Source organism: Mycoplasma anserisalpingitidis (genome assembly GCF_007859615.1).
Taxonomy (GTDB): Bacteria; Bacillota_I; Bacilli_A; order Mycoplasmatales; family Metamycoplasmataceae; genus Mycoplasmopsis; species Mycoplasmopsis anserisalpingitidis.
Genome location: NZ_CP042295.1, coordinates 601,426 through 622,456, shown reverse-complemented (window position 1 = coordinate 622,456; position 21,031 = coordinate 601,426). Strand labels below are relative to the sequence as shown.

Here is a 21,031-nt window from a genome sequence, read left to right as displayed (position 1 = left end):
CTTTTTTACGATTTTTCATAGTTGTGTGTTTCATAATTTATAAAGTTATTTTGTAGCGAATAATGTTAAAAACATCATTTTTCTTATATCTATTGATGATTTTGATTTATCATCAAAACTATCCAAAAATATTTTGCAATGTTTATATTTATCAAAATTTAATTTAAAACTAGTAATATATTTTTCTAATTGTTCATAATTATCAAAATCTTGCTTAAATTCATCAATTTTTAAAAACATATTTTCATTAAATAAATAATATTTTTCAATAAAAGCTTCTCTATTGTTTATAAATACTTTAATTTTGTTTAATAAATTGATTCATTTAGTATTGTTAAAAATTGTTTCAATTATTTTAATTATCCTTCTGTTATTACTGTTAGATACAAGTTTAACTAATTTTTTCTTTATGTTAAATCATTCTTTTTCGATATCATCAATCATTAACAAACTGCTCGGTTTGTAAAATCAAAAAAACGACGAAGAAATTAAAACAATATCTGCAATATGTACTAATTTTATCTTGTTTAAACTGAATAATTTAATGTATCAATCGTTATACATTAGCATTAAATCATTAAAAACTTTATTTATTTTTTCTTCTCTAGTGTTATCTAAAATTAAACATATCAATTGAATAATTTTACTTATAAATGTCCAATTCTTATTAACTAATTTAATTCCATCTATTTCCTTAACATACTTTTTAGGAATTAAACTCATATATATTATTTCAAAATTCAAATATTCTTTCAATATGGCTTTAGTTACAAAATTATCGTTAAAAATCATTTCAATGTCTAGATCTTTTGAAAAATCTATAAATTCATGATTACCTAAAGAAATAAAATCAATATCGTTAAATTTAAATTTATTTTTCTTAAAATTAATGTTATATGAATAACTACCAGTTAAAACTAAGTTGTTATCAGTTATATTTTTTATAAAATCATTATATATATTATTTGTATTATTCATACTTGTTTACATCTTTCTACTTAATTTTGCATTAAATCAACAATAACATTTGCAATATTAAAATTATTTTGTGATAAAATGAATGGTAATTAAAATAAACACAAAATCACAAAGTGAATTTTACTATTGAATTATTATTAATAATATTAAAAAAGCGGTTTACCGCTGAATTAATTAATATTTATTGGCAGAATTGTGAACTTCAACAATTGCACTTTTTCTATAGGTTAATTTTAAATATAACTGTTGATATGCAACAATTTTTTCATTGTTATTTAAGTTTTTTCTTGCATTAAATACTATTAAATTTTTAACAAACAACGATATGACAAAAATTAATATCAAAAATTCATGTATAATTTTTGTTATATAAGTTATTGTTTCTGTAAGACTTTTTAATTGTTTGATATTTTCGATAGTCTGAAGCAATGTTGATGATAAACCTATCATATATAATAAACAACATATTAATAACAAAACAACATTTCTCTTTTTCTTAACATAATATATGAATGATTTTGTTGGTGCAATTGATGAATTTTTTATATTATTGTAAAAATCATCATTTTTTTGGTTTCAGTTAAAGGTTAATATTTTTCAAATTAAAAATGGTATTCCTTCATTTCGTTCTTTTTTAATCATTATCAAGACACAAATTTGTATTATTATAGATAAAAACGTTATTCAATATTCTGCCAATCCTATGAATAACCAAAGAATGAAAACATCAATCTCGACAATTTTATATTGAATATTTTTGGTTACATAATTAAAAACTCAAATAAAAATTAAAATTGTTAATACAATTGTTGAAAAAATTAGTTTAATTATTGTTGATTTTTTATCTTTTGTTAAAAACACGTTTTCCCACCGTTAATTAATATCCACCAAATTCTTCATCATATTTTTTATTAATTTTTTCTAGTATTGCTTCATTATATAGTTTTGTTGCCTTTAGAATTTCAAGTTTAGTTCTTTCTATATGTTTATAAAGAGGAAATACTATTGCACCGTCTAATAACGTTCTTTTATATCATGGCATATTTATAAATAAATCAAGTGCTTTTTGTTGTATAGCTAATACCTCAAATATATTTTCCCTTAAAAAAACAGCTTTATTTAAATAATATACAACCTCTTTTTCATCGTCAATTTTTAATGAGTCAAACAAACTATTTAATCAAGGATATAATTGGTTTTCTAAAAAATCATGAAGGGTGTATGTTCCTCTTACAGCAGCATCTATTCAAGAAGTCAAAAGTTCAGATTGTTCTTGTCCAACATTGATATTTGAGAGTTTTACTAGTCCAGCAATAATTTCTTCTAAAAAATTAAGTCTCAATTCTTGAAGATTTCTATCAAGTGAGTTATATAGCTGCTGAATCGTGAAAAATGCCAAACTTCTCAATTTAGTAATTGAATCAATAAATATAACAGTTTCTATTTTTATTTCATCTCAATATGACTCAGAAACAAAATCATTTATTGTAATTGTTTTTGTTTTTCTGATTGATCCACTTCAACTTAACGGGTCTAATCCGTAATCAATTTCATAAAACGATGGATTAAAACTTAAAATATTAGAATCTTCTATCATTTTTCTAATTTTATCAAACTCTTTTTTATCGATATTTACTAAAATTGATTTTAAATTATCATTTATAACTTTTTCTTTTTCTTTATCTATATCAATTTTTTGATTAATTATATGTTCTATGTTTATATTCATTTTACTCCAAGTATTAATATTTATAATTACATTTAAATTATATAAGCAACAATTTTCATTTCATAAATATTTCCACAAATTTGAATAAATATATATAAAAAAACATAGACTTAAATATCTATGTCTTAATTATTATAATTCATCAACTTGAAGTGAAGAACAACTAATTGATACAGGAACTTTTTTACCAAAACTTTCAATTTCAATAACAGCATTTAATGAGTTGTCAGAAATTTTTTGAACAATTCCTCTTTCACCTGTGTAAGGTCCCTCAATAATTTCAACAACATCACCAACCTTAAATGTAACAAAGTATTTACCTTGGTTGAATTCTTCTAAAGCCATCTTTTCACGTTGTAATGATTTTCTAATTTCTCTTTCAGTAACTGGTGTAGGTTTTGCTCCCTTACCTGAAGAACCAATAAGTCCAGTTACATATTGGGTATTACGGATAACAAATCAAGCTCTATCGGTCATGTCCATTTTGATAAAAATATAACCAGGATACATGTTTACTCATTTGATCTTGTAATCCTTACCTTCTCTTTTTTTCTCTAATTCTTTTGGAGTTAAAACAGGTTTTTGAAAAATCTTAAAAGGTCCGTTTTCTGTAGCTTCAGGGTCAAAGTCCCCATCAACTTGCTCAGCTATAATACGATTAGCTAAGGCTTCAACTACAACATTTTCTTTTCCTGAAATTGTTGAAATCATGTATCAATTCATTTTTCTCATAAATTCTCCTATTCTAAATTCCAATACCAAAGTAATTTCATAAGTAAGTAAAGGCAATTGAAACAGCAAATGCAAAAATCATAAATACTATACTAAAAATAATAATTTGAGTCATTGAAGAAATATTTTTAGATTTATCAGGTCATCTAACTCTTTTGATTTCCTTAATTGTTTTTCTAAAAAGATATTTCTTATTTCTAGTTTTCTTTACTTTTGTTTCATTTTGTTGCTGTTTTTTCATATTATTTCTCTTCTCTATGCTCTGTATGTGTCTTGCAATTTGGACAATGTTTGTTGATTACAACACGTTCATCATTACCATTGCTTTTATTAGTTTGGTAATTTTTTCTTCTACAAATTGAACAAGAAAGTGTAATTTTTTGTTTGCTCATATGTTATTTAATTATATAAAAAATAACTCATTATGTATTTTTATTTTGAGTCGTTTTGGATATAAAAATTCAAAAACTATCTAATTGTATCTAAAGAGTAAATTAACTCAATTTTTGTTGCCATTTTGGCTAAAGTGTCAAGTTCTCTTTTAATTTCTTCTTTTTTCTCAAAATTTTCAGAATCATTTTGAGAACTTCATCTTTCAAGAACAATTATTTCTTTAGTTTGGTTGAGTCCATATTCAAAAGATAAATTTTGTGTTTCCATTCTCGCTTTTTTAACAAAAACGTATAAATAGTCAACAAAACCTTTTAATTTTTCCTCTTTTACAATATATTTAGTAGCTTTAGAGTATATCATTTAGTCTCCTATTTTAATCTTTCAAAGAAAATAAATTTTCTTTCCGTATGTATATTATCAAATTTAGAGAAATTTTCAATGTTTTTAAGTGAAAATTCTATATTATCAAGTTGTTGTGAAACTTCGTGGATTTTTTCTGGTAACACAACTGAAATATATGTTGAAACTGCATAAATTCCATTTAAAAGTCTAATAAGCACCTTTTCTAATTCAACTTTTTCTTCCTTAAGTGTTCAAGGTTTAGTTAAATCGATGTATTTATTCAAATCACTTGAAAGTTCAATCGCAACTTTAAGTGCTTTATCAATTTCCAATTCATCAAAATATTGGATGTATTTACTTTTGCTTTGAACTATTTTATTTTCAATTTCATTGTGAATTTCTTCGTCAACTTTGTTGTATTTAAGTGGTTTATCAAACGAATTAGAAATCATGGTTAAAGTACGAGAAACTAAATTTCCGTAATTATTAATTAAATCAGAATTGATAACATCTTTAAATCTTTGTTCATCATAAACACCATCTTCACCTAATGCAATTTGACTAGTGAAGTAATATTTAATCATTTCATGATGGTATTTATTTAGAAGATCATATGGATCAATAACATTATTTTTCGATTTACTCATTTTTCCTGTTGGAGTAACAATTCATCCATGGCTTTGAATCTTACTTGGTTGACGTAGATTTAAACCTTTAATAAAAATTGGTCAGTATACAAAGTGGAATCTTGCAATTTCCTTACCAAGAAGATGTATGATTTCATCTCCATTATTTCAAAATTTATTAAATTCTTCGCTAGAATTCTCAAAATCAAAACCAATAGCAGTAATGTAGCTGCATAAAGCATCTAGTCATACATAAATAGTGTGTTTTGGATCCTTATTTGACTTAATTCCTCAGTCTACATTAGTTCTAGTAACTGAAAGATTATTAAGATTTTTTAAGAAGTTATTTTTCATTTCATTAACTGATTTTTTAGGAGCTAAAAATTCAGGGTTTTGTTCAATATAATCAATGATTCATTGGTTAAATTGGTTCATTTTAAAGAAATAACTTTCTTCTGAAACATTAATTAATTTATGTCCGCTTTCAGGGTGATAATAATTACCGTCATCTTTAAGAACTGCTTGAGTTGGAGTTAGAAATTCTTCATCACTAACTGAGTATAAACCATCATATTTATCTTTGTAAATTAGTTCTTGTTCAACAAAAAAGTCAAAAATTTTATTAACCACTTCTTCATGTTTTTTATCAGTTGTTCTGATAAAATCTATATCAATTTTAAAATCATTTCAAAGTTTTTTGAATAACTCTGATTTTTGATCAACAAATTCTTGTGGACTTAGTTTTTGTTCTAATGCCTTTTCGTAAATTTTTTGACCATGTTCATCAGAACCAGTGATTAATTTAACATCATAACCTTGAAGTTTTTTGTAATTAGCAAGAGTTCATGCCACAGTGGTTGTGTAAAGGTGTCCGATGTGTAAATTACCTGATGCATAGTAAATTGGTGTAGTTATATAGCAAGTTTTTTTATTCATTATTCTCTCCTACTATTTTTGGTTTATACAATTCTTTTATTTCTGGTAAATATTCATGTGAATTTTTATCTTCAGAACTATGTAAATATAAATTTGGTAAGAAGTGAACTCCTCAACCAGCATTCATTCTACCCTCAATTAAGACTAGTTTTGGTTTATCTTGAATTCTAGGTATGATAAATTGAACTCTTTTTGGTTCTATGTTATAGTTTCGCATGTATTGAAAACAGTCGACAAGTCTTTCGACAGGAATGACTAAATTTAAATATCCCTTTTGTTCTAATAATTTCGAAGAACCTTTAATAATTTGTTCCAAATTAAGATGTATTTCATGTGTTGCGATTAATTTCTCGACAGAAATTTTACTGCTAGCTTTAGTTTTATCATATGGATAAAAAGGAGGGTTACATACAATAACTTGAAATTTTTTGTTAACAGTTTTATTTCATTCTTTTCAAAAAACATTGAAATCTTGATTTACAACATTTATTTGTTCTTCCATATTGTTTTTAGCTATATTAATTTTAGCTAATTCACAAGCCTTAGATTGAATTTCTAAGGCCGTAATTTGCATATTTCTGTGTCTTGCTGCTAAAAAAATTGATAAAGCGCCGTTATTAGTTCCTATTTCAAGCAAATTAGAAGTTTTATTGTTTAATTGAACAAAGTTTCCTAATAAGATAGTGTCAACAGAATAATTAAACATAGTTTTATCTTGGTAAACGTATAAATTTGAATCAAAACCTAGTGAATTAATTTCTCAATTTTTGTCTATATTTGTCATTTTAATTCTTTCTTATTTGTTCACTCTTTACACTTCTAAAATTCTTTTTATTTTTCTCATTATTCAAGAATTCAGCATAAAATTCTTCTAAAACTGCATCAACTTTACCTTCGACTAAGTCAACTCCAGTAACTATAACGTCAACAAATTGTCCAATTTTGAATTTTCTGTTGCTTGAACCAATAACAGTCATAGTTTCATTTGCTTCATATTCACCATCAAGTAAGGTGCTTTTATGAATTAAAGCATCAGTTTTATTAGGAAATTCAATAAACATTCCAAATTTAGTAACACTAATAATTTGTGCATGGAATTTTTGACCAATTTTATTTTTGAAGTATTCAGCATAGAAAAGATCATTAGAATTACGTTCAATGTCAACACTAGATTGCTCCATTGAAGAGTTTTGGTTTGCAATACCTTCAATTATTTCATTGAAATGACTTAATTTTTCAGTATTTTTGTTAAATACTAATTCTCTTAAAATTCTGTGAATCATTAAATCTGGATATCTACGAATTGGACTTGTAAAGTGGCAATAAAATTTACTTGCTAATCCGAAGTGACCAATATTAATTGAAGTATATTTTGCTTTTTGCATTGTTCTTAAGAATAAAAGTTTAATAAATTCATCGTATTTATATTCTTTAATTTCAGTAGCAATTTGAGCAAATTTAATTGGATCTAAAATTCCTTGTGGTTTTTTAAATGGAATGTCTAAAACAGATAAAACATTTTCTAAATTTGTGAGTTTTTCATCATCTGGTGCATCGTGAACACGGTACATTACTGGTAATTTTCTTTTAGTCAAAAATTCTGCAACTTGTTCGTTAGCACGTACCATAAAATCTTCAATTAGTACTTCAGAAACACCTCTTTCAGCAACAATAATATCTTTAACTGTACCATCTTCATTTAAATAAATTTTAGGTTCATCAATTTCAAAATCGATATAACCTTGATTTGTTTTATACTCATGTAAAATTTTTGATAACTCATATGAAAGATTAATCATATCAGTTAATTCTTGATCATTATTTAATAAATCTTGTTGGTCCAAGAATTTATTAACTTGTTTGTAAGTTAGTCGATATTTACTTTGAATTATTGAAGGAAAAATTTCAGTTTTGATGTTATTTCCTTTATCATCAATTTCCATTAATGCACTAATTGCAAACCTGTCTTCATGAGGATTCAATGAACAAATTCCATTAGAAAGTTCAAAAGGCAACATAGGGATAACTCTATCAGCTAGATAAATGCTTGTTCCTCTTTTTAAGGCTTCTTTGTCTATTTCGGAGTTTTCAGTTACATAATATGAAACATCAGCTATGTGAACTCCAAGTAAAAAATTCCCATTTTCTAATTTTTTAACATTTATAGCATCGTCAAAATCTTTAGTATCATCACCATCAATAGTAACAATTAGTTCATTTCTTAAATCAACTCTTCCATCAAGATTTTCATTTTCTATTGTTTGTGGAATTTCTTTTAATTCAGGAGTCATATTAGAATTAAACTCCTTTGGTACTTTAACTTTTTCTAAAAAAGCTTTAAAAAAGACTTTTGGGTCTGTTTTATTTGTGATAATTTCTTCAATAGTTACATAAATAAATTCATTTTGAATTCTTGACACTCTAGCAACCACTAAATCATTAATTTTGGCATTAACCTTAAGATCATTGATACGATATTTAGCATTGTTATATTTATTATCAAGTGGTTTAAAATCAACAAAAGAATTTTTCGAAACTAAAAAACCGATCAATTCAGTTGTTTTACGTTCAATAATTTTGGTTATTACACCAAAAGTTTTTTCTTTAGTTTTGTCTTCGTAAAATACTTTAACATGAACAAAATCATCGTGCAATGCGGTATTAAAGAAATATTTTGCAACAAAACAATCTCTGAGTTCTTCAACCGGTATCAATTCATTTTCATTTAATTCAGTAACAAAACCAAATTTTCCTGAATTATTGATTTTTAATACACCATCAAACTCATCATGTAAAATCGGACTGTAATATTCACCATCTCAATTTTTAAATACTTTATGTTCATTTTCAAGTTCAATTAAGGAAATGCTCACATTTTTATTTTCATTAGGTAATAACTTTAATTTCCTTACAAGTTGAACAAAATTTATAGGTCCGAATTTGTTAATTACATCAAAAATTTCAGTCTTAATATTTTTTTTATCCATAAAACTATAAGAAAATTCTAATTAAAATGCTTGCTAAAAGTAAAACAATACCAAAAGCAAACATTGAATATTTAAGAATTTTCTTAAATCCTCTCTCCTTTGATGTTTTAAATAACTCTAAATCTCCAGAACCAACTAAAGCTCCAGAAAAGGCATTAGAATCAGGTGACATAATAAATGAAATTATTATGATGATCACTGAAATAATTAATAAAACGATAGTTAAAATTAACATTTTCCTCCCCTTTAAGTATTTTTAAATTTTACACTTTTTTAGTCATATCAAAATTACTTATTTATTTATATTATATATAAGACTTTTTTATTTAAAGTTTAGTATTTTTGTGTATTATTCAGGTTGCATTAGTTTGTTAATTTAGTTCACGAATAAAAAGTGTGTCTAGACACAGAAATTATTCGTTAATGAATAAAATGAAGTTGATGTTTTTTAAAAAGATAGTTTTAATAATAAATTAACATATATAATTTTAATAATTAAGGTTGAGAAATATGGATAATACAAAGTGAATTAATAAGTTTCATAGAACAAAATATTTGATTTGAGTTCATTTCGCAGTTTCATTAATTATTTCAATTTTATATGTTTATTTTTTCATTGAATTAAGAATAAATAATAAAGATTTAACGTCTAAAATTTCATTTATATTAATATCGACTATAATTGCTTTTGTTTTTATTATTTCGCATTTATTTTTGACTATATATTGTTTATTAATTTTTAATTGGTTTGTTTCTGTTTGTTATTTTTTCAGTATGTTAATTCCGTTTTCATTTATTATTTCTGATATTTATATATATTTAAGAGCAAATAAAGAATCAAAAATCTTGAAAGAAAATTTTTTTAATATTACAACTCAAAATTCTGTCTTATCAATTTCAAATAAGAAACTTCATGAAGATTTATCAACACATAAAAAATTAAGTGATAATTTGAATTCAAAAATTGCTGAATTAAATAATAATATAGATGATCTAATAAACGAAAACAAAAATTATAAATTAAATTATGAAAGAGAAATCTCTGAAAAAAACAAAATAATTAAATCTCTTAAAAATGTATTGAATAGTAAAACAAAGTACAATGATAGTTACTATAATAACCTTAATAAAGGGATTGCATATGAACATCAAATACTAAATACATACGATCCAGAAAAGTGAACTGTCTATTGAAATGGTTTACAAGGGAAGAATGATAATGGAATTGACTTGATAATTTGAGAAAATAATGGCAAATCTGTTCATTTAATACAATGTAAAAATCATAGATCAACTAAACCTCGTAAAAAAGATTTGAATAATTTTTTTGTAATGTGTGAAGTGTGATTTAAAAACGAAAAAGAAAAATGCAAAATTTTTGACCGCCACATTAAAAGGATTTTTATATCTAACCTTGAACCTACAGAACAATTTAAAAAAATGTTAGAAGAATCGAAAAAAATTACAGTAAATAAAGATATCGAATTTAAAAAAATACTTTGAGATGATAAAAAATATTGTCCTTGCATTAATCAAGAGAAAAATCTTAAACAATTAAAGAAAATAGTATATAAATTTAATGAAGAAAAGAAAAGGATCGACCATCTAGAATTATAAGTTTAAACTAGGAAACAATTGTTATATGAATAATTTGAATATTGATAAAGAATTTGTTAAAATATAACTGTGTGATTATTGGAATATTTTATTTCAATGGATAAGTGGCACAACCGACTTGCGAGCATTGCCACACGTTAATAAAATTAAGGTTGCTTTCTTATAGAGATGGGGGGCTGTTGTGAGCAAATGAACCCATCATTTTTTTTAAAAAAATATGAATTATGAATAATAAAGAATTTGTTTTGTATGTAAAATTACTTAGAGAAATTCTAGAAAAATTTTATAGTAATGAAGGTCACAAAAAGATAAATACATATTGAAAATCTAATACTCTTAATAAAGATATACTTATACAAATTAAAAGAGATAATATTCCGCATATGTTAGGAATCCACTATTGAAAGCAACTAAAGAATGTAAATAATTTTAATTTTTCTTATTTGCAAATATTCATTAAAGAAATAATTAGTGGGAAGTCAAAATATGATGATTTGCTTAAATTAATGATTAATAATTTTAATAAATTAAGTAAAGATATTGTTAAGAAATATAAGTCTGTAGATTTTTTTAATTTTTTAGTGGAAAGAATTATTATTTTTGTGAACTTTATTAATTGTATTCTAAATAATTCTCTAAATGAAATTGAATTATATTATAATGACGATAACAGTTTCTTTATGTGCATACCTAAAATAAAGTTGAGTGAAAATAAAAAATTTAATGTAAATTTTGAGCTATGTAGAATTTCTTCTCCAAGTTTTAATTATGAAACTTATATAATAAAGTCGATAAAGGTCATTAAACAAGAAAGAAAAAATCTAAATAAATCAGAATTGAAGTTAAAAAGTACATTTCCTAAAATTTAGTTAGCAAAAAGAAATCTAGTCGACTTCCAGGTCGGCTTTTTGTTTAATTTTTTTCATTTAATTTAGTTTTTATAAAACTAACAAAAAACTTTTATTAATATAAAATTTAAATATGAAAAATAATAGCTTAAAATTTGCCTCAATTGATATTGGTGGTACAAACACAAGATTTGCGATTTTTGAGAATGATAAAATCATTAAAAAAATAAAATTCTCAACTAATCAAAATGATTATAAAGAAACCTTAGATAAAATTTGTAACTTGCTTGATGAGTATAATATTTCTGGAGTTGGGTTATGCATTCCTGGCCCTGCGGATTATGAAAATGGAATAATTTTAACTAGTCCTAATTTACAAGGTTGAAATGGTAAAGATATCAAAAAATATATCTTAGAAAATTCAAAAGTACTTGAAATTGCTTTTGAAAATGATGCTAATGTTATGGCACTTTCTAATCATGTTGAATTTAACCAAGGAGAAAAAGATATAACTCAATTTTTCACTATTTCAACCGGTTTAGGAGCTGGTTTAGTTATAAAGAACAAGATTTTTACCGGTTCAAAATACTTAGCTCAAGAAATAGCCAGAGCTCCAATCGCTCCTATTTCTGAACCTGGATTTCATTTACCAGAATATTCACTTGAATTATTTTGTTCAGGAACTGGATTTGCTCTTAGATATGAAAAAGCTACAAATATTAAAAAGTCAACTAAAGAAATTTGTGAAGCTTACTTAGCAAAAAACGACAGTGTTGCCTATAAAATAATTTCAGAAGGAATCGAGGTTCTAGCAAGACTAATTTCAATTTCGATTGCTTTTGTAAATCCAAATTTAATTTCTTTTGGTGGTTCAGTTACTGAATTTAATAAATGATTTGTTGAAGAAGCAATTCAAAGAGCAAAAAGTTGAACTGAAGAAAATCAATTTAATTCAGTTAGATTCGTATTTGACAAAAATGGTGATGATTCAGCATTATTTGGTTTAAATTATTTAATTAAATCTAAATTTGCTGAAAATAAGAGAGGTTAGTATGATGAGGAAATTATTTGTTCAAGAAAAGTTTCTTAAAAAAATTAAAGAAGGTAAAAAGACCATCGAAATGCGTCTAAATGATCCCCGTAGACATAGTTTAAAAGTTGGGATGATTCTTAAACTTGAAAATATCGATGACAATAAAGATACTCAATTAATTGAAATTACAAAAATTCATAAATATAAAAATTTTGATGAGTTATATAAAAATGAAGATCCAATTTTGCTTGGTTATGAAAGTGCTGAAGAGGCTAATCCTGATGATATGCTTTATTTTTATTCAGCTGAAAAACAAGTTGAATGAGGTGTATTAGCAATTCATTTTAATGTAGTAAATTTTAGTTTTGATTTAGTAGATACTTTTGTTTTTGATATGGATGGGACTAGTTTAAACTCTAAAGGTGAGGTAAGTAAAGAAAATTCAGAAGCTTTTGCTAAACTTAAAAGTTTGAATAAAAATATTATCGTTGCTACAGGACGTCCACATTATACTGCTTTTGATTGATTGCCACACATAGGAACTGACTTACCGATAATTAGTGGTAATGGGTCAATGATTTATGATCATAAAAATCACAAAATGTTGCATTTTGAGTCAATTCCAAAAGATGAAGCTAAATTAATTTACAGATTTTTATATGAATTGGAATACGAATTTTTAGTTTATACAACTGTAGGTATTTTGGGAAATAATACAAATAAAACAGATTTCTTCGAAAGAGCAAATTATAAAAATAGAATTCCAGAGCTTTATCAAGAAGGTTATTTTATGGATGAATTGGATAATTATGATGTAACTAAATTCTTAATTATTACAACAAGTAATTCACAAAAAATATTAAATTCAGTTTTCGATTTTGTAAGTGAATGTAAGGATTCATACATTGTTCAATCTCAATGAAATATGGTTGATATTCAAAGTAAAAAAGCATCTAAAGGTAATGGATTAAAATTCCTACTAAAAGAATTAAATCTGGATATTAATAGAACAATTTCATTTGGTGATGCTGACAATGATATTAGTAATTTTGATGTTACTAAATTCTCGGTAGCAATGAAAGAAGCTTCAAGTGAAGTAAAAAATGCAGCTGTTCTACAAGCTAAAAGTAATGATGAATCTTGAATAAGTGATTTCATTGAAAAATACTCTAGTATAAATTTAAAAAACTAGTAAATAATATAAATAGTTGTAAAATTGTAAATGGGAATGATGTTCTCCCTGTTGGATTAAACAAACCGCATTTTAATGCTGATGACGTCTACGACTTTTTTGTCGTAGATGTTTTTATTTTAAGGAGTAAAAATGAGTGGATTTATATTTTCTTTAGGATTAATAATTCTTCCCGGTTTTATAATTGGTTGATTTCTATCAAAAATTAAAATTCCTGGACTGGCAGGAATGATATTATTTGGAATTGTTGTTGGTCCATATGTCTTAAATTTAATTAGTGAACAAATGTTAAATCTTTCAGATCAACTTAGACAGATGGCACTGGTGATTATTTTAACTAGAAGTGGATTGAATTTAGATGTTAAAAAATTACTAAAGATTGGTCATAGTGCAATTCTGATGTGCTTTTTACCTGCAACTTTTGAAATAGTATCAGTAACTCTTGTGGGACATTATTTATTAAATATAAGTTTTATTCAATCTGCGATGCTCGGAGCAGTTTTGGCTGCAGTTTCACCCGCAGTTGTTTCACCAAGAATGATTAATTTAATAAATAAAAGCATCGGTACATCTAAACAAATACCACAAGTAATTCTTGCTGGTGCTTCTTTTGATGATATTTATGTAATAGTTCTTTTTTATTGTTTTTTAAATATTGCAACTAGCAATAATTTTTCAGCTTTAAGTTTACTAAAAATTCCGACCAGTTTGATTACTGGAATAGTTATTGGTATAGTCTTTGGTTTCTTTGTTGGTAAATTATTTAAATTTTTAGTAAGTCAAACTATATTTAAAGTAATCTTAATTTTTGGATTAAATGTCTTGTTTTTATATTTTGAGTACTTAATTAGTTCGGTAAATTTAAGTTTTTTTAGTTATAATGCTCTTATTTCAGTTTTAGTTTTTAATATAACAATATTCATAATAAATAGAGAAGGAGTTAAAGAAATTAGTGATACTTTCAATAATTTATGAATAGTTTTTGAAATTATTCTATTTGTTCTAGTTGGGACTAAATTACAAATCAAAACATTGAATTTAAATGCATTACAAATGTTATTAACCATATTTATTGGTTTGATTTTTAGAGCAATAGCAGTTTATTTATGCTTTATTAAAACAAACCTAAATTTCAAAGAAAAAATGTTTTGCGTATTATCATTTATGCCAAAAGCAACTGTGCAAGCGTCAATAGGTGCTGTTGCTCAAAATAATGGAGTTGATCCAAATGGTATTATTTTATCTACATCAATTTTAAGTATTTTATTAACTGCACCTATTTTTGCATTTTTAATAGATATTAGTTATAAAAAGTTATTATTGACTAATAAAACTAAAAAATAAAATTTAAAATATAAATAATAAATATACAAAAAATTTCAATATATTAAAAATAGTGTAGAATTAAAGAACATTTACATTAATATTTATTACATGTAAATTAATAATTTATGTGCAGTTTTTTACCATTGCTATGTTTTTTATTTAAAAAAATTTTTATGGTATAATTCTAAAGCATTTAAAAAATACACTTATTGAATTTAAAATTAACGTAAAGGAGAAGCTATGAGACAAACTACAATAGTTAATAAAGAAAAAGCTGATAAAAAGTGATTTGTAATTGATGCTGAAGGTCAAGTTCTTGGACGTTTAGCAGCTCAAGTTGCTACAATTTTAAGAGGAAAAAACAAACCAACATTCACACCTAATGCTGATATGGGTGATTATGTTATTGTTGTAAACGCTGAAAAAGTTGTTTTAACAGCTAAAAAAGAAGATGATAAAGTTTACTACTCACACTCAGGATACATGGGTGGATTAAAATCAATCACTGCAGCTAAATTAAGAGCTAAAAAACCAACTGCATTAGTTGAAAAAGCAGTTCACGGAATGATTCCACACACAAAATTAGGTGACAAACAACGTCGCAATCTATTTGTTTACGCAGGACCAGAACACAAACATGAAGCACAACAACCAGTTAGAATTGAGGTTAAATAATTATGGCTAAATCATTAGAATATCGTGGATTAGGAAGAAGAAAATCTTCAGTAGCTCGTGTTATTTTAAGACCAGGAAAAGGTAAATTTGTTATCAATGGTCGTGAAGCTTTAGAATATTTAACATCTGATTTATATTTAAAAGATGCTAACCAACCATTTGTTTTCACAGAAACAGTTGGACAATTTGATGTTAGTGTTAAAGTTGCTGGTGGTGGATTAAATGGTCAAGCTGGTGCTATTCGTCTTGGTATTGCTAGAGCATTACTTGAAGCTAGCGAAGATTACCGTGGAAAATTAAAAGCTGCTGGTATGTTAACAAGAGATGCACGTGCTAAAGAACGTAAAAAACCAGGTCTTCGTGCAGCTCGTCGTGCAAGACAATTCTCTAAACGTTAATTTTCAAATAATTTTATATCTATTTTCCATTTTTATGGTATAATAGGTATACATTTGCGAGCGTAGCTCAGCTGGTTAGAGCACACGACTGATAATCGTGAGGTCGATGGTTCAAGTCCATTCGTTCGCACCATTTCATTAAGTTGACCAAGATAGCCTTCTGGCTATTTTTTATTTCCAGTTTTTCCACAATTTGTAAAAATGTAAAAATAATATATAATTTTTAAACATTTACACAAAAAGGAGAAAAAATGAACCAAGAAAATATTAAAAAAGATCGTTTTTTATTTGCTATCGACCTTGATGGAACCACTCTTCAATCAAGTGAAACATGTGAAATTCATGATCAAACACTTGCTGCTATCAAAAGGGCTAGAGATGAAGGTCATATTGTATGTATCCTAACCGGAAGACCTTGAAGAAGTACAAAATTTATTTATGAAGAATTAGGTTTAGACACGGTTGTGGGAAACTATAATGGAGCACACATTCATCACCCACATGACGATTCATTTATACCTTATGTAAAATATTTAAATCTTAATGAAGCTTTATATATTTTAGGAGATGAAAAAGTAAAAAATGAAGTTACTAACATTGCCTTTGAAGGTCCTGATTGAGTTCAGCTTCAAACACGTGATGAAACTTTAGAAAAAGTTTTCGGATTTACTTCTACAACTAAATTTAGAGAAGGAATTAATCTACACAAAATTCCTTTAATGCCTACTGGAATTATTTTTGATGTTAAAACTACAACAAATGTCGAAGAACTCAGAACTTATTTAAAAACTCGTTATGGAGATCTAGCTGAATTCTCATATTGATCAAAAGGTGATGGACTTTCTCCAGTTTTTGATATGACAAATATAACTTCAAATAAAGGTAAAGCTTTAAGTATGTTGATTAGATATTATGATATCGACATAAAACATACTATTGCAATTGGTGATGGATTTAACGATGTACCTATGTTTAAGGTAGCTAATGTTTCTGTTGCAATGAGTAATGCTGAAAAAAGTGTTAAAAAATATGCAACAATTAGAATCAATAAAACTAATAAAGAAGGTGGAGTTGGTTGATACATTAATAAATTCTTAGATAATCCAGAAAAAGAAATAAGAAAAAGTATGGAAAAGAAAATTGCAATGAATAACACAATGATAGAAGACTAATGAAATATTATGAATCAATTAATGATGTAAATTTAGAACAAGATTATATTATAGGTATAGACGAAACTGGAGTTGGAGACTATTTTACTCCATTAATTTCTTGTTCTGCATATGTACCAAAGGAAAATATTGATAAATTAAAGCGACTAGGTGTAAAGGATTCTAAAAAATTAAGTGATATCCAAATAATTAAACTAGCTCCGCAAATTATGAATCTAGTTAAGTCAAGTGTATATAAACTTTCCCAAAATGGTTATAATTCACTGACAAAAAAATATAATGTAAACGAATTGAAATTTTTCACCCATATCAAGGCAACTAATCTGCTATTAAGTAAATTAAAGATTAAACCAGATTTAATAATAATAGATAAATACTCAACGACAAAATCTATATTAAAATATCATAATCAGATTATGGTTAAAGATAATTGAGCTGAATTAGAAGATGTGGATTCTGATGTTTTATTAATCACTAAAGCCGAAAATATTCATATTTCAGTTGCTGCTGCTTCAATAATAGCAAGATATAAGTTACTAGAATATATGAAAGAACAAGAAAAGGAATGGAATTTTACATTTCCTTTAGGAGCTAATGACGAAGTAAAGGCAAAAGTTAAAGAATTTGTACAAATACATGGTGAAAAAGACTTAAGAAGTGTATGCAAATTAAACTTTAAGATCTAGAGCATAATTGCTCTTTTTCTTTTTTAAAATAAAAAAATCAACATATTGTTGATTTAACCAATTCGTGTATATAAAGTGTATCATTCAGGTAATGTTCAAACAGTTTCGAACTTGTTTAATATCACGAATGTTAGCAAAATGATAATAATCATTAAAACTGTAAAATCAATTCAAGTAATTTTTAATACTCTGTAGTTTGTTCTTTTAGCATAAGGATCATATCCTCTGGTTTCCATTGCATTACTCAATTCTTCTGCTTTATTAAATGCAGAAACGAAAATAGGGATAATTAAAGTAGTCATAGAAACAACTTTTTCCTTTAACTTACCATTTTTAAAATCTACACCACGACTTGATTGAGCTTTCATAATTCTATTAGCTTCGTCAAGTAAAGTAGGAATAAATCTTAATGCAATTGAAATAATCATAGCGAAAATATGCACTTTAACACCGATAAATTTCAATGGATATAACAATCCTTCAATTCCTTTGGTTAATAAAACAGGTTTGGTTGTGTTGGTTAATAAGGATGTTAATAAAATCATTATATAAACTCTTATAAATAACGAAATCGATAAAGTGATTGTTTCATAAGTAATCGCAAAACCCTTTGCAGGTCAAATTAAGACTTTAAAATCAGGATATTTTGTGATGATATTAGTGAATTCTCAAGTGTTTGTAATTTCATTAAAAGTTCCGAATTCCGCGTATTTAATGGAATAAACGTTGATTGCAAAAATAAATATTGAAATTATGAAGGGTAACTTTACTAATTTAATCGTTGACCAAATTCTCTTGTTAGCAATCATGAAAACCAAAACAACTGGGACAGTTAAAATTATAAGATCGATTAAATAACTTGAAATGAATAGTAATACGAAGTAAAGAATTAAAAATAATATTTTTATTCTTGGGTCAATTCTATGCATGAAGGAATTTCCAGGAATATAACGACCAAAGAGACTATTCATTTTTACCTCCATTCAAGTATTCCACTAGTTCTTCAAGATTTTTAACTTTAGGAACTTTAATTCCAACTTCATCTAATTTATCAATGAATTGAAATAATTTTGGAGGTTGCATATCATTTTCTAATAAAAATTTAGTATCTCTTAAAACTTCATAAGTATCGTCATCACGCATAATTTTCCCCGACTTAAATAAAATGCATCTTTTTGAATGACTTAAAATATTATCCATGTCATGGGATACATTTATGATTGTTTTACCTTGTTGATGTAATTTAGTAAAAATTTCTAAAATCTCCTTGACTCCAACTGGATCCAAACCAGCGGTTGGTTCATCCACAACTAGAAAATCAGGTTCCATCGCTAATATTCCAGCAATTGCAACTCTTCTTTTTTGTCCACCAGAAAGTTCAAAAGGCGATCTGTTCATATATTCTTTAGGAAGCCCAACTAATTCGAGATATTCTTCAGCTTTTTTATAAGCTTCTTGTTTAGACATCCCAAAAGAGATAGGACCAAAAGCAATATCATCGCAAATTTTATCTTTGAATAATTGATATTCAGCAAATTGAAATACAACACCAACTCTTTTTCTTAATGATTTTGATTTTTTAACTTGTCTAGATTTAGTCTTGGAATGCACTGTTATTGTGTCAATAAAAGAAACATCCTTTTTTAATTTTTTATCATACTTGGTATTGGTAAAAACTCAATCAATAGTTCCGCCATCAGGAAGTAATAAAGCATTAAGATGTTCGATAAAAGTAGTTTTTCCAGAACCGGTTTGACCTATAATTCCAACATATTCACCTTGTTCAATAGTTGTTGAAACATTATCTAAAGCCTTAAAAACTAAAGGGGTTTTTTTATTGAAAATGTGAGTTAATTCTTTAATTTTAATTTGCATAGTTGATTAATTAACTCCTTTTCATTGTATGTTGGTTCAACTCCATTAAGTTTTTGACTTAATTTAAAAATAAAAGGTGAATCAATTTTAGCTAATTCGATAATGTGATTGTTACTTAATATTTCTTTAGGTGAACCTTGCGCAATCAATTGTCCTTGACTAAAAACAAGACAATAATCAGCTAAAATAGCTTCATCCATATCATGAGTGATTGAAATTAGAGTTTTTTTTCTTGTCGCTTGTAGTTCTTTGATAATTTGAAGAACCATAGATTTACCTTTAGGATCAAGCATTGATGTTACTTCGTCAAAAATAATTATTTCGGGGTTTAACGCAAGAACTGAAGCGATTGCAACCCTTTGTTTCTGACCACCACTAAGAAACTCAGGTTCTCTATCTAAAAATTTGATCATTCCGACTTTTTCTGCATATTTTTCAACAAGACTTCTCATTTCGCTAGTTGGAATTTGATTATTTTCTAACCCAAAAGCAATGTCATCTTCAACAGTTGAACCAATAAACTGACTATCAGGATTTTGAAAAATAATACCCACTTTTTCACGAATTTTCTTTTTATTTTCGCGTGAGTATTCAATCCCATCTACGCTAACACTTCCACTGTTAGGTTTAATTAAAGCAGACATAATTTTAGATAAAGTACTTTTACCTGAACCATTGTGCCCTAAAATAGCAACATATTGACCGCTTTCAATTTTAAAAGAAACATCTTTTAACACTGGTGGTAATGAGCTATTATATCCAAAAGTAACATTTTTTAATTCAATCATAGTTATTATTATACCAATATTATTAAAAGCCGCCCTAATTTTAAGAATTGTATTTTGTTATAATATTTTCTTTTATCATAGATTTTATAGGTTCAAAAGTTTTTCTATGCATTTTGGTGTATCCATATTTTTTAATTGCATCAATGTGGCTTTTTGTACCATAACCATAATTACTTTCTCAATTAAATTCCGGATATTTTTTTGAGTTTTCAATCATAAAATTATCTCTAGAAACTTTCGCTAGAATACTTGCTGCTGCAATTGTAATTGATTTGCTATCACCTTTAACTAGATTTATTTCTTTTATTTTATTAGTAGCTAAATTAACTTTTTCAAAATCAGTTAAAATTAAATCTACTTCACCTAAAAAAGGTTTAATAACTTCCCTCATACCGATTATCGATGCTTGTTTGGGATTTAATTCTTCAACTTTTTCTACATCGATAAAAATTATTTTGTAATATAAACAATCATTAATTATTTGTTGAAAAAGTATTTCACGTTTGCTTTTAGTTAATTTTTTAGAGTCATTTATTTGACTATTAGAATAATTTTTAGGGAATATTACACTCGCTACAACAAGCGGACCAGCAATACATCCCCTTCCAACTTCATCTACACCTATTATTGAGTTAAATTCATTTCATAATTCTGCTTCAATTTTGTTCATTTACAAATTATTATATTTTACTTTTTAA

Annotated in this window: 24 protein-coding genes, 1 tRNA gene and 1 riboswitch; of the genes, 10 read left to right on the top strand and 15 right to left on the bottom strand. The window is 26.0% G+C overall.

Annotated features, from left to right (window positions below; all coding sequences use genetic code 4):
• Positions 1-45: 45 nt before the first annotated feature.
• The 11 genes from FRW55_RS02475 to secG all read right to left on the bottom strand — a co-directional run bounded on the left by FRW55_RS02475 (position 46) and on the right by secG (position 8,958).
• Positions 46-978 carry an MAG4530 family protein gene (locus FRW55_RS02475; RefSeq protein WP_146368591.1) on the bottom strand — a complete coding sequence of 311 codons (933 nt, stop codon included), beginning with the start codon at positions 976-978 and terminating at the stop codon, positions 46-48.
• Positions 979-1,152: 174 nt separating this feature from the next.
• The gene (locus tag FRW55_RS02470) at positions 1,153-1,620 is read right to left on the bottom strand and encodes a hypothetical protein (RefSeq protein WP_146368590.1); all 468 of its coding nucleotides are present in this window, start codon (positions 1,618-1,620) and stop codon (positions 1,153-1,155) included.
• A gap of 235 nt (positions 1,621-1,855) precedes the next feature.
• Positions 1,856-2,707: a hypothetical protein gene (locus FRW55_RS02465; protein ID WP_146368589.1), complete on the bottom strand. Its 852-nt coding sequence runs from the start codon at positions 2,705-2,707 to the stop codon at positions 1,856-1,858.
• Between the two features lie 132 nt (positions 2,708-2,839).
• The gene (gene nusG, locus FRW55_RS02460) at positions 2,840-3,439 is read right to left on the bottom strand and encodes a transcription termination/antitermination protein NusG (protein ID WP_146368588.1); all 600 of its coding nucleotides are present in this window, start codon (positions 3,437-3,439) and stop codon (positions 2,840-2,842) included.
• 13 nt (positions 3,440-3,452) lie between these two features.
• On the bottom strand, positions 3,453-3,680 hold the full coding sequence (gene secE, locus FRW55_RS02455; RefSeq protein WP_146367452.1) for a preprotein translocase subunit SecE: 228 nt from the start codon (positions 3,678-3,680) through the stop codon (positions 3,453-3,455).
• A gap of 1 nt (position 3,681) precedes the next feature.
• Entirely contained in the window at positions 3,682-3,831 is a 150-nt protein-coding gene (rpmG, locus tag FRW55_RS02450; RefSeq protein ID WP_146308392.1) for a 50S ribosomal protein L33, read from the bottom strand.
• Between the two features lie 76 nt (positions 3,832-3,907).
• Positions 3,908-4,192 (bottom strand): antibiotic biosynthesis monooxygenase, encoded by a 285-nt coding sequence (locus FRW55_RS02445; protein WP_146368587.1) that lies wholly within the window; start codon positions 4,190-4,192, stop codon positions 3,908-3,910.
• 8 nt (positions 4,193-4,200) lie between these two features.
• Complete coding sequence (metG, locus tag FRW55_RS02440) at positions 4,201-5,736, bottom strand: methionine--tRNA ligase (RefSeq protein ID WP_146368586.1); 1,536 nt, start codon at positions 5,734-5,736, stop codon at positions 4,201-4,203.
• Entirely contained in the window at positions 5,729-6,520 is a 792-nt protein-coding gene (locus FRW55_RS02435; protein WP_146368585.1) for a tRNA1(Val) (adenine(37)-N6)-methyltransferase, read from the bottom strand. The genes metG and FRW55_RS02435 overlap by 8 nt, the downstream gene beginning before the upstream one ends.
• A 1-nt stretch (position 6,521) precedes the next feature.
• Entirely contained in the window at positions 6,522-8,723 is a 2,202-nt protein-coding gene (rnr, locus tag FRW55_RS02430) for a ribonuclease R (protein ID WP_146368584.1), read from the bottom strand.
• Between the two features lie 4 nt (positions 8,724-8,727).
• Positions 8,728-8,958, bottom strand: coding sequence for a preprotein translocase subunit SecG (gene secG / locus FRW55_RS02425; RefSeq protein WP_146368583.1), 231 nt, complete (start codon positions 8,956-8,958; stop codon positions 8,728-8,730).
• A gap of 539 nt (positions 8,959-9,497) precedes the next feature.
• Between secG and FRW55_RS02420 the strand changes: the two genes are divergently transcribed.
• The 10 genes from FRW55_RS02420 (at position 9,498) to rnhC (ending at position 17,670) form a co-directional block, all read left to right on the top strand.
• Entirely contained in the window at positions 9,498-10,340 is an 843-nt protein-coding gene (locus FRW55_RS02420) for a restriction endonuclease (RefSeq protein ID WP_146368582.1), read from the top strand.
• 224 nt (positions 10,341-10,564) lie between these two features.
• Positions 10,565-11,209, top strand: coding sequence for a hypothetical protein (locus tag FRW55_RS02415; RefSeq protein ID WP_146368581.1), 645 nt, complete (start codon positions 10,565-10,567; stop codon positions 11,207-11,209).
• Between the two features lie 112 nt (positions 11,210-11,321).
• Complete coding sequence (locus tag FRW55_RS02410; RefSeq protein WP_146368580.1) at positions 11,322-12,239, top strand: ROK family protein; 918 nt, start codon at positions 11,322-11,324, stop codon at positions 12,237-12,239.
• A 1-nt stretch (position 12,240) separates the two neighbouring features.
• Positions 12,241-13,413: a Cof-type HAD-IIB family hydrolase gene (locus FRW55_RS02405; RefSeq protein ID WP_146368579.1), complete on the top strand. Its 1,173-nt coding sequence runs from the start codon at positions 12,241-12,243 to the stop codon at positions 13,411-13,413.
• A 23-nt stretch (positions 13,414-13,436) separates the two neighbouring features.
• Positions 13,437-13,511, top strand: a riboswitch (Fluoride riboswitch).
• A gap of 34 nt (positions 13,512-13,545) precedes the next feature.
• Positions 13,546-14,757 carry a cation:proton antiporter gene (locus tag FRW55_RS02400; protein WP_146368578.1) on the top strand — a complete coding sequence of 404 codons (1,212 nt, stop codon included), beginning with the start codon at positions 13,546-13,548 and terminating at the stop codon, positions 14,755-14,757.
• Positions 14,758-14,979: 222 nt separating this feature from the next.
• Positions 14,980-15,414, top strand: coding sequence for a 50S ribosomal protein L13 (gene rplM, locus FRW55_RS02395; protein WP_146308414.1), 435 nt, complete (start codon positions 14,980-14,982; stop codon positions 15,412-15,414).
• A gap of 2 nt (positions 15,415-15,416) precedes the next feature.
• On the top strand, positions 15,417-15,812 hold the full coding sequence (rpsI, locus tag FRW55_RS02390; protein ID WP_146368577.1) for a 30S ribosomal protein S9: 396 nt from the start codon (positions 15,417-15,419) through the stop codon (positions 15,810-15,812).
• A 56-nt stretch (positions 15,813-15,868) separates the two neighbouring features.
• Positions 15,869-15,945: transfer RNA gene (locus tag FRW55_RS02385), tRNA-Ile, on the top strand.
• Positions 15,946-16,063: 118 nt separating this feature from the next.
• Entirely contained in the window at positions 16,064-16,984 is a 921-nt protein-coding gene (locus FRW55_RS02380) for a Cof-type HAD-IIB family hydrolase (protein ID WP_201798398.1), read from the top strand.
• Positions 16,984-17,670, top strand: coding sequence for a ribonuclease HIII (rnhC, locus tag FRW55_RS02375; RefSeq protein WP_146368576.1), 687 nt, complete (start codon positions 16,984-16,986; stop codon positions 17,668-17,670). Before FRW55_RS02380 ends, rnhC begins: the two co-directional genes overlap by 1 nt.
• Before the next feature lie 53 nt (positions 17,671-17,723).
• Here the strand turns inward: rnhC and FRW55_RS02370 are convergent, their stop codons facing one another.
• From FRW55_RS02370 to FRW55_RS02355, 4 genes are read right to left on the bottom strand one after another with little or no spacing between them, the layout of a single operon-like run.
• Complete coding sequence (locus FRW55_RS02370) at positions 17,724-18,641, bottom strand: energy-coupling factor transporter transmembrane component T family protein (protein ID WP_146368575.1); 918 nt, start codon at positions 18,639-18,641, stop codon at positions 17,724-17,726.
• On the bottom strand, positions 18,634-19,545 hold the full coding sequence (locus tag FRW55_RS02365; RefSeq protein WP_146368574.1) for an energy-coupling factor transporter ATPase: 912 nt from the start codon (positions 19,543-19,545) through the stop codon (positions 18,634-18,636). Before FRW55_RS02365 ends, FRW55_RS02370 begins: the two co-directional genes overlap by 8 nt.
• Positions 19,521-20,333, bottom strand: coding sequence for an energy-coupling factor transporter ATPase (locus FRW55_RS02360; RefSeq protein WP_146367437.1), 813 nt, complete (start codon positions 20,331-20,333; stop codon positions 19,521-19,523). The genes FRW55_RS02365 and FRW55_RS02360 overlap by 25 nt, the downstream gene beginning before the upstream one ends.
• Before the next feature lie 40 nt (positions 20,334-20,373).
• Positions 20,374-21,003: a ribonuclease HII gene (locus FRW55_RS02355; protein WP_146368573.1), complete on the bottom strand. Its 630-nt coding sequence runs from the start codon at positions 21,001-21,003 to the stop codon at positions 20,374-20,376.
• Between the last annotated feature and the right edge of the window lie 28 nt (positions 21,004-21,031).